At 57.5% G+C, this 14,269-nt stretch carries 12 protein-coding genes; 5 read left to right on the top strand and 7 right to left on the bottom strand.

The genetic code is table 11. The features are described from left to right. The first annotated feature begins 316 nt into the window (after positions 1–316). Positions 317–1,381 carry a sugar ABC transporter substrate-binding protein gene (locus ABS758_RS14260; protein ID WP_350383959.1) on the top strand — a complete coding sequence of 355 codons (1,065 nt, stop codon included), beginning with the start codon at positions 317–319 and terminating at the stop codon, positions 1,379–1,381. A gap of 98 nt (positions 1,382–1,479) precedes the next feature. Here ABS758_RS14260 and ABS758_RS14255 read toward each other — a convergent pair whose 3' ends face one another. The 7 genes from ABS758_RS14255 to ABS758_RS14225 all read right to left on the bottom strand — a co-directional run bounded on the left by ABS758_RS14255 (position 1,480) and on the right by ABS758_RS14225 (position 8,341). Next, positions 1,480–2,238 carry an SDR family oxidoreductase gene (locus ABS758_RS14255; protein ID WP_350383958.1) on the bottom strand — a complete coding sequence of 253 codons (759 nt, stop codon included), beginning with the start codon at positions 2,236–2,238 and terminating at the stop codon, positions 1,480–1,482. Between the two features lie 75 nt (positions 2,239–2,313). Further along, a complete protein-coding gene (locus tag ABS758_RS14250; RefSeq protein WP_350383956.1) occupies positions 2,314–3,618 on the bottom strand; it encodes an ABC transporter substrate-binding protein in 1,305 nt (434 codons plus the stop codon). A gap of 38 nt (positions 3,619–3,656) precedes the next feature. Continuing rightward, positions 3,657–5,090 (bottom strand): aldehyde dehydrogenase family protein, encoded by a 1,434-nt coding sequence (locus ABS758_RS14245; RefSeq protein WP_350383955.1) that lies wholly within the window; start codon positions 5,088–5,090, stop codon positions 3,657–3,659. Then, positions 5,090–5,758 (bottom strand): ABC transporter ATP-binding protein, encoded by a 669-nt coding sequence (locus ABS758_RS14240; RefSeq protein ID WP_350383954.1) that lies wholly within the window; start codon positions 5,756–5,758, stop codon positions 5,090–5,092. Before ABS758_RS14240 ends, ABS758_RS14245 begins: the two co-directional genes overlap by 1 nt. Positions 5,759–5,760: 2 nt before the next feature. Further along, positions 5,761–6,501 carry an ABC transporter ATP-binding protein gene (locus ABS758_RS14235; RefSeq protein WP_350383953.1) on the bottom strand — a complete coding sequence of 247 codons (741 nt, stop codon included), beginning with the start codon at positions 6,499–6,501 and terminating at the stop codon, positions 5,761–5,763. After that, positions 6,498–7,436 carry a branched-chain amino acid ABC transporter permease gene (locus ABS758_RS14230; RefSeq protein ID WP_350383951.1) on the bottom strand — a complete coding sequence of 313 codons (939 nt, stop codon included), beginning with the start codon at positions 7,434–7,436 and terminating at the stop codon, positions 6,498–6,500. Before ABS758_RS14230 ends, ABS758_RS14235 begins: the two co-directional genes overlap by 4 nt. Beyond that, positions 7,436–8,341: a branched-chain amino acid ABC transporter permease gene (locus tag ABS758_RS14225; protein ID WP_350383949.1), complete on the bottom strand. Its 906-nt coding sequence runs from the start codon at positions 8,339–8,341 to the stop codon at positions 7,436–7,438. Before ABS758_RS14225 ends, ABS758_RS14230 begins: the two co-directional genes overlap by 1 nt. A gap of 524 nt (positions 8,342–8,865) precedes the next feature. On the opposite strand from ABS758_RS14225, the gene ABS758_RS14220 reads away from it, so the two are divergent. The 4 genes from ABS758_RS14220 (at position 8,866) to ABS758_RS14205 (ending at position 14,265) form a co-directional block, all read left to right on the top strand. After that, positions 8,866–9,852 (top strand): ABC transporter permease, encoded by a 987-nt coding sequence (locus ABS758_RS14220; protein ID WP_350383948.1) that lies wholly within the window; start codon positions 8,866–8,868, stop codon positions 9,850–9,852. An 83-nt stretch (positions 9,853–9,935) separates the two neighbouring features. After that, on the top strand, positions 9,936–11,000 hold the full coding sequence (locus ABS758_RS14215) for a sugar ABC transporter substrate-binding protein (protein ID WP_350383946.1): 1,065 nt from the start codon (positions 9,936–9,938) through the stop codon (positions 10,998–11,000). 71 nt (positions 11,001–11,071) lie between these two features. Beyond that, positions 11,072–13,180, top strand: coding sequence for an ABC transporter permease (locus ABS758_RS14210; protein ID WP_350383945.1), 2,109 nt, complete (start codon positions 11,072–11,074; stop codon positions 13,178–13,180). A gap of 17 nt (positions 13,181–13,197) precedes the next feature. Then, positions 13,198–14,265 (top strand): strictosidine synthase, encoded by a 1,068-nt coding sequence (locus ABS758_RS14205; RefSeq protein ID WP_350383944.1) that lies wholly within the window; start codon positions 13,198–13,200, stop codon positions 14,263–14,265. Positions 14,266–14,269 lie beyond the last annotated feature (4 nt).

Here is a 14,269-nt window from a genome sequence, read left to right as displayed (position 1 = left end):
CACCAAACCGTGGATGCCTAGGATAGAATCTATTGGGGACATCGGCATTGACTCCATTAAACGTGTTCTTCGTAAAAACAAGTCTAATGAATGTCGCTGTCCCCCGTTCATGATGTAGAGCCCGTCTTCGCCTTTGGCTGCAGGCACGCACGCCCTCTGATTCTCCATTCCAAAACCCTTACTTCATCAAAATGAAAGCCGCTCTGCAGCCTGGCAGCCTACCATGGGGCGCCGGGTAGGCATGGGCCATGCGGTTTTGGTGGCTTGGTCTCACGGGCTTGACTAAAACCTATAAATTCCACTCCAGGAGACAACCATGACTAAGCTGCAGACGCTATGGAACAGGCGATCAAGCAGGATTCTTGCGGCAATCGTGCTCAGCGGGTCGGCTGCTGTTCTGACGATGCTCAGTTCGACGGCAGCCTACGCCCAGGGGACGGGGGCAATCAAAGATCCGGAACGCACCCACTACTACGATACCTTCAAGGGTAAACGGGTGATTTTCGTGCCGGTCTTCATGGGGCTGGACCTGACCGAAGCCTGGTCCAAGATTATGGGCTTGCAGGCCAAGCGCCTGGGATATAACTACGAGGTTCGGAACGCCAACTTCAGTACCTCGGCAGGGGTGCAGATCCTGACGCAGATTCTGAATGAAGATCCCAAACCTGACGTTGTGGTTGTCCACAATCCCGATGTCACTTCATATGCCAAGATCGAGAAGAAGCTGGAAGACGCCGGCATCTCCGTGATCCAGCTCAATATGAAAAGCCTGACCATGACCACCGGTTTTGCAGGCGGAGACGCCACGGTGATCGGGGAGATGCAGGCTCAGGCCGTTGTGAAGCATTGCGGGCCGGATACCTCGCGCGAAGTGCTGATCCTGAACGGGCCGACGACAGCGCCCTGGACGGTGTATCTGCAAACTGGGTACAACAATGTGTTTTCCAAGAATCCTGACATCAAGATTGTTGCCCGCCAATCGGTTGGTAACTACGAATCATCCAAGGCCAAATCGATCACCGAGGTGACGCTCAAGCAGCATCCGAATCTGTGTGCGGTGGTTGGTGTCTGGGATATCCCCGACCTCGGCACGGCGGCAGCCATTGCGCAGGCCGGCAAAACAGGAAAAGTGTTTTTGTCGACCAACGGCGGTTTCAGTGACTACGCTTGCAAGGCCATCAAGGAAGACAAGTTCAACAATTACATCAGCTTCAATGTCCCGGGACAGGGACGCGATGTGAACAACCTGATTCAGATGGCGCTGCAAAGCGATCAGAAGCCAGGAACGTTAAAAGTAGCGCTTTATTCTCCGCTTAGAGACATCTCCAAGGCTGACGTGGAACAAGGCGGTTGCTGGTCTCTGGATACGGTGCACGAATAAATCCTGAGCACTGAATAACCATCGCCCCTGAACTACCCGGCTAGCCGGGAGGTTTCAGGGGCGATGGTTTTTGCTGGTTCAAGAAGCCAGGGCCTGTGTCAGATGGTGCGGCCCCCGTCGACAGGAAACTCGACGCCGGTCAGGAACTCTGCAGCATCGCTGGCCAGGAAGGTTGCCACGGCGGCCACATCCGAAGGCTGGCAGAACCGGCCCATGGGGATGGTGGACACAAATTTTGCACGATTCTCCGGGGTGTCAGGCAAGCCCATGAAGGCTTCAAACAGGCCCGTGATGCCCATGACGGGGCAGATGGCGTTGACGCGGATCTTGTCCGGAGCGAGTTCGATTGCCATGGATCGCGACAGCAGATTGACGGCGCCTTTGGAGGCGTTGTACCAGGTGAGGCCCGGACGTGGCCGGATGCCGGCCGTGGAACCGACATTCAGGATCACGCCACCGCCCTGTTTCCTCATGACCGGCACGACGGCCTTGGAGATCAGGAAAATGGACTTCACATTAACCTCGAACACGCGGTCAAAGGTCTTTTCATCTACATCCAGCATAGGCTGGTTCTTGTGCGTTGTGCCGGCATTGTTGACGATGATGTCCAAGCGCTTGAAGGCTTCAAGCGTTTTGGCGACCATGTTCTGGACATCGGCAGCCTTGGTGATGTCGACCTGCACAGCCAGTGCCGAGTGGCCGATCTCATGCGCCACGCGTTCTGCCGCAGCCAGGTTGATGTCGGCCACAATAACTTTGGCGCCTTCCTGGGCGTAGCTTTTTGCGACGCCTTCACCGAAGCCGCTGCCGGATCCCGTGACAATGGCCACCTTGCCTTCGAGTTGTTTCCCTGCCATGTGATGCTCCTTTGCCGTAAGGCTGGCACCAGAGCGTTGGGTGGCCCCGGTGCCTGTGTATCGTGATAAAGAGGGTTATTTAAATGTGGTAATGGATGCGTCCTCAAGAATCTTGGGGCCGACATGTGTGTCGATCCATTTGAACGAGTCTTCTCCGCTGGGCGGTGTCACCAGTTCTCCCGGAACAATCATCATGTTGGTCAGCACCTTGAACGGATAGTCCTTGCTGGCTTTGGTGATCCCGAACAACTGGGCCTCAACGCCTTGCCCGTCAGGACGATTGATGGTCACCTGCCGTCCGAAGCCCTTGAACTGGATGTTGTGCATGGTCTTGGCCAGCGTGGCCGAATCCGGCCATTGGCCGTTGTTGTCGGCAATCGCCTTTTCGTAGCCGGTCTTGTAGGCCTCCAGTGCCTGGATCATGTGGTAGACGGAATAGATGGGGTAGGCGCCCGTCTTGTCATGAAAGGCCTTGATGAACGCCTTGTGCTTGGGGTCATCCTTGGTTTCGGGGTGCAGGAAGTAGTGGTCTCCCCGTGCCCCGATGATCACGCCTTCTGGCAGCGAGTTTCCAAGACGCTCTATCGAGCTTTCAGCCAGAGAGAGTACGAAAGTAGAGTTTTTGAACAGGTTGCGTTGGGATGCCTGCCGGACGAAGTTGTCCAGATCCCCGCCCCAGGAGGTGCTGAGGATGACATCTGGCCGCAGGGCCTGCAGACGGCTGATTTCGGCGGAGAAATCAGACGAGCCGAACTTCGGGAACATGGCAGCCACAACCTTGACGTCAGGTTTGAATTTCTTTAAGGCCGCCAGGAAGATGTCGTGTGAATCATGCCCCCAGGCGTAGTCCTGGTTGATGATGGCCAGGGTCTTGAAGTCGGGTTTGGTCTTCATCAGGTAGATGACTTGCGCCACCATTTCGGCAGTGGCATTGGCCTGCGACCGAACGACATATTGCAGCGTTTTTTGTTCCAGAACCTTTTGGGTTCCGCAATCCCAGAGGTCATTGACCATCTTCAGGTCTTCAGCCACCGGCGCCAGCGCCAGGCAGTCGCCGCTGGAGATGCTGGCGATCATGGCATCCACACCGCTTCCCGCCAGACGCCGGTATTCGGACAGCAGTTTTTCAGCCCCCCCGCCTTCATCCATGAATTCCAGCTTGATGGGCACGCCTTCAATGCCACCGTTTTTGTTCAGTTCGTCGACATAGATTTCGGCTGCGTCACGGGCCGGGATGCCGAAGACGGACGCGGAACCTGACAGATAGGTTGCGACACCGAATCGGAGTTCTTTTGGTTTATCCGCCGCGGTGGCGGGGAGCGCCATCCCGCTGACCAGCGCTGCGGCCAACAGGGTGGTCGCCAGTTTGCTCAGTTTCATCTTGATTGCCTCCTTGGCAAGTAAGGGCGTCGGATATATCACCCGTAGTATTGGATGATGGTCTTGACGGTAGACATCTCTTCGAGTGCGATAAAGCCTTTTTCCCGGCCGTGGCCACTGTGCTTGACGCCGCCAAATGGCAGTTCAACCCCGCCGCCGGCGCCAAAGCTGTTGATGTACACCTGGCCTGCCTGCATGCCGCGGGCCACGCGCGTTTGCCGGCTGCCGTTTTCGGACCAGACTGCGGCCATCAGGCCATAGGAAGTGGCATTGGCCAGTTGGATTGCTTCGGCTTCTGTGTCGAAGGGTACGGTCACCAGGATCGGACCGAAGATTTCTTCGGTCAGCAGCCTGCTTTCGTGGCGTGGTGCGCTGAACACCATGGGGCGAACGAAGTAGCCGCCCGATGGCACACCTTCTGCAACCCGGCCTTCGATCTCGACCTTCAGGCCTTCTTGTGTGCCCAGATCAATGTATCGGTTGACTCGCTTGAACTGGGCCTCGTTGATTAGCGGCCCGCAGTCGAGATCCATCTCGGGAGTGCCGGCAGTCTTTTTGGAAAATTCTTTTTCCAGGGCTTTCATGAAGCGGTCGTAGCAGCCTCTTTGAACCAGAACGCGGCTGCCTGCCGTGCAGGTTTGTCCGGTATTGGCAACGATCCCTTTACTGATGGCAACAGCCGCTCGTTCCATGTTTGCGTCATCGAACACGACGTGTGCGGATTTGCCGCCCAGTTCCAGCGTACATTTGACGGCATTGACGGCCGCCGCTTGCTGCACGTGGATCCCGACTTCGTTGGATCCGGTAAAACTGATGAAGTTGATGCCTGGATGCGTGGACAATGCGGCCCCCGCTTCTTCGCCCAGCCCTGTGACGATATTCAGTGCCCCGGCGGGAAGGCCGACCTCCAGCGCGAGTTCTGCGACGCGGATGATGGACAGGCAGGCGTCCTCGGCCGGCTTGACCACGACCGCATTGCCCATGGCCAGGGCAGGGGCGACGCTGCGTCCTAGCATCTGGGCGGGGTAGTTCCAGGGCAGGATATGTGCGGTCACGCCCAGTGGTTCGCGCACGACTTGCACGGCATAGTCGTTCAGAAACGGGATGGTCTGGCCGTGCACTTTGTCGGCACCGCCGCCGTAGAACTCGAAATAACGCGCCAGCACCGTGATGTCGTTGCGCGCGAAAGCCATGGGCTTGCCTGTATCGCGCGCTTCGAGGTCGGTGAGCTCGTCCAGGTGGTCTAGCACCGCCTGGCTCAGCTTCATCAGGAGCCGGCCGCGCTCGAAGGCAGGTACCTTGCCCCAGGCACCGCTCAGGGAGGCCCGCGCGGCATTGACCGCCCGGTCTACGTCTGTTGCCGTGCCCCTGGGTATGGTGGTAAATACCTGGCCGTCACTGGGGCATATCACGTCGATCACGAGCCCATCGCTTGAATCGACGCGCTGTCCGTCGATGATCATTTTGGACATTACTTTTTCTCCTGGTGAAATTGCATGGAACCGCGTTCAATCGTCCAGATCTGGTCAGGGATTGAGCCCAGCAGCTTTGCGTTGGACTCTGTGATCACGATGCACAGTTTGGGACGGATATTCTTGAGGCGGGATAGAGCTTCGGTGTAGAGAAGCCCCAGTTTTGGAGCAAGCCCCTGGAAGGGTTCGTCCAGTAATAGAAGATGCGTACCAACCATCAGGGAGCGTCCCAAGGCGACCATCTTTCCCTGTCCTCCCGAGAGGGCGGCACCCGAGCGCTTGAGCATGGGGATGATGTCGGGCACGATTTCAAGCACCACTTCCAGCCGCTGGTCGATTTCCTGTCGGCTCAGTTTTTGCGTGTTGCACGGCAGGCGGATGTTTTCTTCGACCGTCATCGATGGAAAGATCACGCGATTTTCCGGGGAGTACCCCACCTGATGTTGGGCACGCGCGTAGCTGGGAAGCTTGCTCAGATGGCAGTCGTCGAGCCAGATGTCGCCGGTGCGCAATGGGGTGAGTCCCATGATGGATCGCAGCAGCGTGGTTTTGCCGGCGCCGTTTCTGCCGACAATCCCGATCGTGGTGGCTGAAGGCATCGAGAAATTGATGTCCCGAAGGATGTGGTTGTCGCTGATGTCGACGTTGATGTTATCGAGCTTGAGCATGGTCAGGTCCCCAGGATTTCGCTGCTGATGCGCGGGTTGCTGAGCACTTCGTCGGGCTTGCCGTCGGCGACAATTGCGCCGGAGATCCAGGCGCAGACCCGGGTGGCGTATTGCTCGACGATATCCACGTCGTGCTCGACAAACCAACTGGTGACTTTGCGCATTTCGAGGGCTTGCATGATGGTTTGCATCAAGCCGTGCTTGTCTTCGGAAGCAACCCCGCTGGTGGGTTCGTCCATGATCAACAGCTTGGGCTTGAGCACCAAAGCCATGGCGACATCCAGCAGCTTGCGCTTGCCCTCGGGGAGGTCGCTGGAGCGGTGGTGGGCGTCCGCCCGAAGACCGACCAGCTCAAGCGTCTCTTCGACTTCCCGAATATTGACCGAGGCCTCGAGAGACTGGAACAGACTGAGGCGCCGGTTTTGGCGTGCGGCTGCAATCTGCAGGCATTCGCGCACGGATTGCTCTGAGAACAACTGTGGGAGCTGAAACGAACGGCCGATCCCCAGCCGCACGATTTGACGGGGTTTCAACGCAGTGATTTTTTTGCCATCAAACCAGACTTCGCCCGATTGCGGTTTCAGGTAGCCGGTGCAGATATTGATGAAGGTGGTCTTGCCGGCACCGTTTTGCCCGATGACCGCGAGTCGGTCACCCTCGTAGAGCTGGAAGTCGATGTGGTCTGCGGCGACCAGCCCGCCAAAAGACAGGTGCAGCGCCCGGGTTTCAAGTAAGGGTTTCATGTCTGGCCCTCCGGGGTTTTACGCCGCTTCGCGAGTTGTCCGACGATACCGGTGGGGAACAGGAAGATCGTGATGACAAGCGTGAGCCCCAGGATGAATTGCCACAAGCCGGCAAAGTAGGGGGCGGCTGCCAGGCGGGCAAGTTCGAAGACCAGTGCTCCCAGAAATGCGCCGATGACGTGGCTGGTGCCGCCCAATATGGCAATGAACACGTATTCGGCAGATTTCAACCAGAAGCCGGTTTCGGGGGTAACCAACCCCTGGATCAGTGCCAGGAGTGACCCGGCAACCCCGACCACCAGGGCGGATAGCACGTAGCCCGACCAAAGGATTCTGTACGCGGAAAATCCTAGGTATTCGAGTCGTGTTTCGTTGGTTTTGATGGCGGCCAAGGTTTGGCCGCTGCCTGAGCGTGTGAATCGTTGCAGGTACCATGCCACCGCGCCGGAGCACACGATTGCAACAAGCATCAGCCCGATTTCGAAGCCCTTGCGATCCAGCGTGATCCCAAGGAGGCTGGGACGCTCGAAACTCAGGCCGTCCGTGCCGCCTGTCAGGTGGTAGAGCTTGCCCAGGATGGCAAAGAGCACCATGCTCAGCGCCAGATTGAGCATGCCAAAAAATATGCCGCGATACCTGACCACGAAAAGGCCGATGATCATGCCCATGATCGTGCTGACCAGCGTGCCGGCCAGGATCAGGGCAAGTGCATCCATGCCAGGGAAGGCGCGCGCCAGGTAGGCAACGGTGTAGGCAGAAAAGCAGGCGAACATCGCGTGCCCGAATGACACTTGGCCGGCCCGCATCAAGACCGAGACGCCTGAGGCCGCGATGGCGTAGGACAGACCGATGATGATCGGGGTGGTGGTCCACGGGATGTAAATGCCGAGGGCGGTTAAAACAATTAGGCCGATCAGGCTGATGATACGTACCATCAGATGGTCCTCGCTTGGGCAACTGTGAATAGCCCGTTGGGCCGGATGATCAGCACGATGACCATGATGATGTAGGGGGTGGCGACTTCGAAGTCGGGTGCCAGATAGACCGCCAGGGATCGGGCGATGCCGATCAGGATTGCGGCGATCAGGGCTCCGGAGATCTGCCCCAGCCCGGCCGTTGCAATGACGGCAAATGACAGGACGATCATGTCGGCGCTGGAGCCTGGAACCAGCGATGTGGTGGGGGCGGACAATGCGCCGCCGATTGCGCCCAGGACGGCACCAATGGTGAAGGTGATCAGGCCGATTTTCTTGGCATTGATGCCTTGGGATTCTGCCACCTCGCGGTTATGGATGATGGCGACCGTCTGTTTGCCAAGATTGGTGCGGCTCAGGAAGTAGCTCAGGCCCAGGTACGCGAGCAGCGCAATGATGGGTACGACGATCAACTGGTAGCTGGTGTAGGTGATGCCCCAGAGCTCGGTGTTTCCCATGCTCTGGACGATCTCGTTGGCGCTGTATGGCTGCGGCCCCCAGATGAGCCCGCGCACGTCTTCGAGCATCAAGAAGACGCCGAAGGTGATCAGCAGCTTGAGGACGGGATCGTACGCGTAGGAGTGGCGGATGAAGACGATTTCGAGGATGCCACCCATGAATGCGCCGACGATCAGGGCAACCGCAAACAGGGTTGCCATCAGCAGCCACGGCGAGTCTGTATACATGGCAACCCAGGGCAGGAATGTTGCGGCGGCATATCCGCCGAACGCGTAGAACGACCCGTGGGCGACGTTGAGGATCCCCATAACCCCGAAAATCAGGGTCAGGCCCATCGATACCAGAAACAGCAGGCTTGCATAAGAAATGCCATCAACTAAAGCCAATGGCAGGATTGTCATGAACACGGATTTGTCTCTCCAGTGATTGCAGCTGTGCGGGGCCGGACGTTGCCGAGCCAGCCAACCTGCGGCTTGTTTCATTTATCGTAGAAACCGGGCAAGGACCGGTCAATTTTGTTTTGATGAAGGATGCGTTCATTAAAGGCGTATTGGGGATTACCCGCCGAGACTGTCCGATAACACTGGATTGGCTGGCAGAATAAGCCTCAGCAGACAAGCCTCGGATTTTCCTGTTGCCATCGTTTGGTGCTTTGGATCTGAAATACCGGTGATCCAACTTGATGCAGCCTATCTCGCGGGCCCTAGGGATATTCCCCTGATTTGTCTGTTGACGGAGACGATGAATCTATCGATACTATGCTCAACGTTCTTCATATTCAACAACGTTCAATATACGGAACGATTAAGAGTGTCATCAGCACACGGGGCACGTCCTTGCATTCATGCGATGACGGGGTCGAATGAACGTTGAAGCGCCGCCCTGGCCCCGGGTCGGTTGATACTGCCAACGAACAACTGCACACACGCATATGACTTCTTCGACGAAACGCAGTATCAAACTGGATCAGCAGAAGATCGTCCTCCTGCTTTTTATCGTGATCTTTACCGGGTTCTCTGTATTGCTGCCGGGCTTTCTCAGCGTCGGAAACATCGTGGCCATGTTGAGATCCATTTCCGTGCTGGGCATTCTCGGATTTGGCATGGCGATCGTCGTGATCGGGCGTGGCATCGATTTATCCTTGGTGGCGCTGATGGCGGTACCAACAGCGCTGGTTATGACGCTGGTCCAGTCAGGGTTTAGCGTGTCCGAAGCCGTGCTTCTGGGTCTGCTGTTTGCGGCTGTCGTTGGTCTGCTAAACGGCATTTTTGTGGCATACGCAGAAATTCCTGCCTTGTTTGTTACTCTGGCAACCGGCTTGGGTTTGGCGGGGCTGGGCCAGGTTGGCATCCTGCAAGCCGACATGGTGCCGTGGCCGCACGAGCTGGATTCCCTGCTGTGGCTGGGTGGCGTAGATATCGCAGGCATGCCCAGCAGCATCGTGATTTTGGTTGTGGTGGCGGTCTGCGCCTGGTTGTTTCTCAACCGCACAAAAGTTGGTTTGTTCATCTATGCGATCGGCGATAACCCCAAGGGTGCACGCACCTCGGGCATGCCGGTGCGACCCATCATTGTTCTTCAGTATGTGTTGGCGGCATTGATTGCTGTGCTGGCGGGCTTTGTCATGGCTTCGTCAAATGGTTTGATGGATACCCGGATCTACAACCTGTCGCTGATCTATGACGTCATTCTGGTCGTCGTGCTTGGCGGGGTTGGTCTGTCCGGTGGCCGTGGGGGGGTCTTCAGTGTGGTGGTTGGTACCTTGCTGGTTGGCACCATCATCAATGGCATGACCATTCTGAATCTGACGCTGGATGTTCAGAACCTGCTGAAAGGCGTGGTCTTGCTGGTTGCCATCGCGCTGGACAGCGTTCTGAACCCCCGCAACGAAGAAACTGCGCAACAAGGAGACATCTAGCCGGCAGCATCCGTTTCATCCGCTTTGTGAGTCGTACCGATACAGAGACATATTGGCATTTGTTCCAATCAAGGAGACAAAACATGGCTGTACTACGCAATTTATGGAATGCGCGCCCAGGGAAATCCCTGGCCGCTGCCGCATTGGTGGCTTTGGTCGCCAGTTTCACCACATTCTCCACGATCACTGCATATGCGCAGGGCACTGGTGCCATCAAAGATCCCGAGCGGGCCCGCTATTACGAAATCTACAAAGGTAAGCGGGTGGTGTTTGTCCCGGTGTTCATGGGCCTGGACCTGACCGAAGGCTGGTCCAGAGTCATGAGCCTGCAAGCCAAGCGGCTGGGCTACAACTACGAGGTCAGAAACGCCAATTTCAACACCTCCGCCGGGGTGCAGATCCTGACGCAATTGCTTAATGAGAATCCGAAACCGGATGTGGTCGTTATCCAGAATCCGGATGTCACGTCCTACGCCAAGATCGAGAAGAAGCTGGAAGATGCTGGCATTTATGTTATCCAGCTCAATATGAAAAGCCTCACCATGACCACCGGCTTCGCAGGCGCTGATGCCACGGTCATCGGAGAAACGCAGGCAAACTGGGTAGTCAAGCAGTGCGGGCCAAACACATCCCAGAAAATCCTTATCCTCAATGGCCCGACAACAGCGCCCTGGACGGTCTACATGCAGGAGGGATACAACAATGTCCTGAGCAAGCATCCGGACGTCAAAGTGGTGGCTCGCCAGTCGATCGGCAACTACGAATCCTCAAAGGCCAAGTCGATCACCGAGGTGACGCTCAAGCAGCATCCTGATCTGTGCGCGGTGATGGGTGTGTGGGATATCCCCGACCTGGCAACCGCTGCAGCCATCAAGGACGCAGGTAAAACCGGCAAAATTTTGGTGTCCACCAGCGGCGGGGGCGGAGAAGTTGCCTGCAAGGGCCTGCAGACCGGCGGTTTTGATCACTATGTCAGCTACGACGTCCCGGGCCAGAGCCGTGACGTAAACGATCTGATCCAGATGGCTCTGCAAAGCAATGACAAGCCGGGCAAACTGAAAGTAGCCCTGTATACCCCTCTATCTGTCATGACGCCTGCAGACTCCAAAGACCGCAAGTGCTGGTCGGTGGATTCGCTCCACGAGTAATTTAAATCCTGGTCCGGGGGCCTGGCAACGGGCCCCCTCACGCAGCACTTACTGAGAATTTCGGAATCACGATGGATACGATCAAGAGGCTTCGTTACCGCTATTGGCCAGACCGGGCGATAGGTGAAATGCTTGCAAAGCCGTGGATGGAAACGGCGGTGCCGCTGATTGTCCTGGTGCTTGTCGTCGCGGCGTTCACTTCTGTTGTCGACAACTTCCTCTCCTTTTCCTCGATTTCAGTGCTGCTGCGCGAGGTCAGCGAGGTTGGCTTCATTGTGTTTGGCATGTCGCTGGTCCTGATCGTCGGGGGCATCGACCTCAGCGTTGGCTCGATGTACGCCATCTGTAATGTGCTGGTGCTTTATCTGATTCACTCGCTGGAATGGTCGGCGCCGGCCGCCATTGCGGCAACCCTGGTGGTTGGGGCGCTGATGGGGGCGGTCAATGGTGTACTGATCGGCTACCTCAAGCTGCGCGCGTTTCTGACGACGCTGGTTACGTTGATTGTTTTTCGGGCAATCTTCAATCTCATCCAGTTCAACTGGGCCGTTGAAATTGCATCAACGATTTCGGATTCCGTGGTCTGGGATGCCTTGGGCAACGATGTGTTTCTGGGCTTGCCCATCGCTACCTGGATCTTCATCGTCGTCGGCATTCTCTTTCACATCTTCCTGACGCGCATGCGGGGCGGGTGGCACATTATGGCTGTCGGTGGGTCCCGCCGATCGGCTTACAACTCTGGGCTCTCGGTCAATCGGATTGCAGCATCTGCCTATGTGGCATCGGGTGTCTTTGCGGCGATTGCCGCAGTGCTTTTCGGTGCGCGGGTGGATAGCAGCAGTGCGGATACAGGCCTGGGGATAGAAATCATCGTATTGGCAGCAGCCTTGTTGGGTGGCATCCGGCTGGGTGGCGGCAAGGGCTCTGCTACAAAAGCGGTTCTTGGAACCTTGATTGTGCTGCTCGTCACCGACAGCCTGCGGGGCTTGTCCGTCCCGGCAGGCTATGTGCGGATTGCATTGGCAGTCATCATGATCGCCGCAGTGACCCTGGATATCCGCTGGTTCAAGAATCGCGGCAAAGCCTTGAGCGAACTCTATGTCAGCCCTGGCTATCTGCCGTTGCCTGCCGCGCCCTCTGTGTCTGCCGATAGCGATTCACCGTATGCCGTCAATAACCGGCTGGGGCACATCGAACTGATCGGCCTGGGGATGGTCGAGTCGCCGGAAGACGTGATTCTGGACGAGGACGATAACCTGTATTGCGGTACCCGGCATGGCGATATCATGCGGTTTCTGGCGCCTGATCATAAACAGATGGAGCTCTATGCCCATATCGGCGGCCAGCCGCTGGGGATGGCTTTCGACAAGGGTGGAAACCTCTATGTCTGCGTGGGTGGCATGGGCCTGTACCGCATCAACCGGGCAGACCGCAGCGTCGAGAAAGCCACGGATGAAACCAACCGCTCCTGGTTGTCGGTCGTCGATGACAGCCGTCTGCGCCTGGCCGATGATCTGGATATTGCGCCTGACGGACGCGTCTTCTTCTCCGAAGCAACCGTACGCTATGAAATGGGTGAGTGGCCAATCGACAGCCTGGAAGGCCGGGGTAATGGCCGCATTATCTGCTACGACCCAAAAACGGGCAGCACGCATACGGCCCTGAAGAATCTGGTGTTTCCCAACGGGGTCTGCATGGCGTCGGATGGCCAGTCGCTGCTGTTTGCCGAAAGCTGGGCATGCCGGATCAGCCGCTTCTGGTTCGATGGGCCAAAAAAAGGACAAGTTGAAGTCATCATCCCCGACCTCCCGGGCTACCCGGACAACATCAACCGCGCCTCTGACGGCAACTATTGGATTGCCATCATGGGGATGCGCAGCCCTGCCTTCGACCTCGCCATGCGCTCGCCCGCTTTCCGCCGGCGCATGGTCAAGCGTCTGGGCCAGGATGAATGGCTGTCGCCCAATATCAACGTCGGCTGTGTCATCAAGTGCAATGAGGCGGGTCAGGTGCTTGAATCCTATTGGGACAAGAGCGGCGAAAACCATCCCATGATCACATCGATGCGTGAGCACCGCGGGTATCTGTACCTTGGCGGCATCTCAAACAATCGCATTGGCCGGTACAAGCTCGATCATGCGGATCCCACATACGTGCAGCACCCTGTTGGACGGGCCTGAATATGTTGAATAGTCTCATGCGTGCGCGAGATCGTTTTTTTGGTATCGGAGAAGCCGATACCTCGGTACCGGTGTTTGATGGTCCACTCAAGCCCGATAATCGGCTTGAGGCTGCCGACATATTCCTGGCGGCCGAGGGGCTGGATGATATGTGCGTAGATTCTGCCGGACGCCTGTTCGTCAGTGCGCGCGAGACGGTGCTGGCCGTAGACGCCAGTGGCGAAACCAAATCGCTTGTTCGTCTGCCGGAAACCATTCAGGCACTGGCCGCGTACCAGGATGGTCTGGTGGCCGCAACCCGTGGCAGCCTGCATTTTGTGGGTGGGCAGCTGGATGGCCGGGTTGTGCCGCTTGCCGATAGCACTGCCGCGCGCTGTGTCAATGCCCTGTGCGAGTCTCCTCAGGGCACGGTGCTGATCAGCGACGGTTCGGCTGATGTGGATCATGCCGACTGGAGCCGCGATCTGCTCAGTCGGGGCCGTACGGGACGGCTGCTTGAATACCTTCCGGATTCCAGCAAATTTCGGGTGCTGTCCTCGGATATGGCCTATTGCTATGGGGTGTGCGCGCACGAGGGTGGCATCCTGGCGTCTGAATCATGGCGGCACCGGGTGGTGGCGGTTCGGGATGGCAAACCTGTCACCGAGAGCAGTGAAATTCCGGGTTATCCGTCGCGGATTGTGCCGGCCGGCAGCGGTGGCTACTGGCTGACGGTCTTTGCGCCACGTAGCCAGCTGCTCGAGTTCGTTTTGCGGGAAGATGGCTTCCGTCAGGAGATGATGGCAACAGTCGAGCAGCGATACTGGGTTGCTCCGGCACTCAGTTCCGGCCAGGATTTCCTCGAACCCCTGCAGCAAGGCGGCGTGCGGCAGATGGGGATCCTGAAGCCCTGGGCACCGCCACGATCTTACGGGCTGGTGATACGCCTGGACCAGAATCTCAGCCCGCGATATTCAGTGCACAGCCGGGTTGGCGGCCGTCGCCACGGGATCACGGCTGTGGCGGAGTTCAACGGGGCCTTGTTGGCGCTGTCCAAGGGTTCGGGCAGCGTGGTCCGGATTCCCTTGTCCGATATCGAGAAATAGGAAT

This window comes from Castellaniella sp. FW104-7C03, from assembly GCF_040276085.1.
In the GTDB taxonomy this organism is placed as follows: Bacteria; Pseudomonadota; Gammaproteobacteria; order Burkholderiales; family Burkholderiaceae_B; genus Castellaniella.
Note: the sequence above shows the minus strand (reverse complement) of the source record. Positions and strands in the feature narration are given on the sequence as shown.

Excerpts from the sequence above, each read along its gene's own strand:
- ABS758_RS14215 (WP_350383946.1), top strand. The coding sequence starts at position 9,936 with ATGGCTGTACTACGCAATTTATGGAATGCGCGCCCAGGGAAATCCCTG.
- ABS758_RS14235 (WP_350383953.1), bottom strand. The coding sequence starts at position 6,501 with ATGAAACCCTTACTTGAAACCCGGGCGCTGCACCTGTCTTTTGGCGGG.
- ABS758_RS14220 (WP_350383948.1), top strand. The coding sequence starts at position 8,866 with ATGACTTCTTCGACGAAACGCAGTATCAAACTGGATCAGCAGAAGATC.
- ABS758_RS14255 (WP_350383958.1), bottom strand. The coding sequence starts at position 2,238 with ATGGCAGGGAAACAACTCGAAGGCAAGGTGGCCATTGTCACGGGATCC.
- ABS758_RS14240 (WP_350383954.1), bottom strand. The coding sequence starts at position 5,758 with ATGCTCAAGCTCGATAACATCAACGTCGACATCAGCGACAACCACATC.
- ABS758_RS14210 (WP_350383945.1), top strand. The coding sequence starts at position 11,072 with ATGGATACGATCAAGAGGCTTCGTTACCGCTATTGGCCAGACCGGGCG.
- ABS758_RS14245 (WP_350383955.1), bottom strand. The coding sequence starts at position 5,090 with ATGTCCAAAATGATCATCGACGGACAGCGCGTCGATTCAAGCGATGGG.
- ABS758_RS14250 (WP_350383956.1), bottom strand. The coding sequence starts at position 3,618 with ATGAAACTGAGCAAACTGGCGACCACCCTGTTGGCCGCAGCGCTGGTC.
- ABS758_RS14205 (WP_350383944.1), top strand. The coding sequence starts at position 13,198 with ATGCGTGCGCGAGATCGTTTTTTTGGTATCGGAGAAGCCGATACCTCG.
- ABS758_RS14230 (WP_350383951.1), bottom strand. The coding sequence starts at position 7,436 with ATGGTACGTATCATCAGCCTGATCGGCCTAATTGTTTTAACCGCCCTC.
- ABS758_RS14260 (WP_350383959.1), top strand. The coding sequence starts at position 317 with ATGACTAAGCTGCAGACGCTATGGAACAGGCGATCAAGCAGGATTCTT.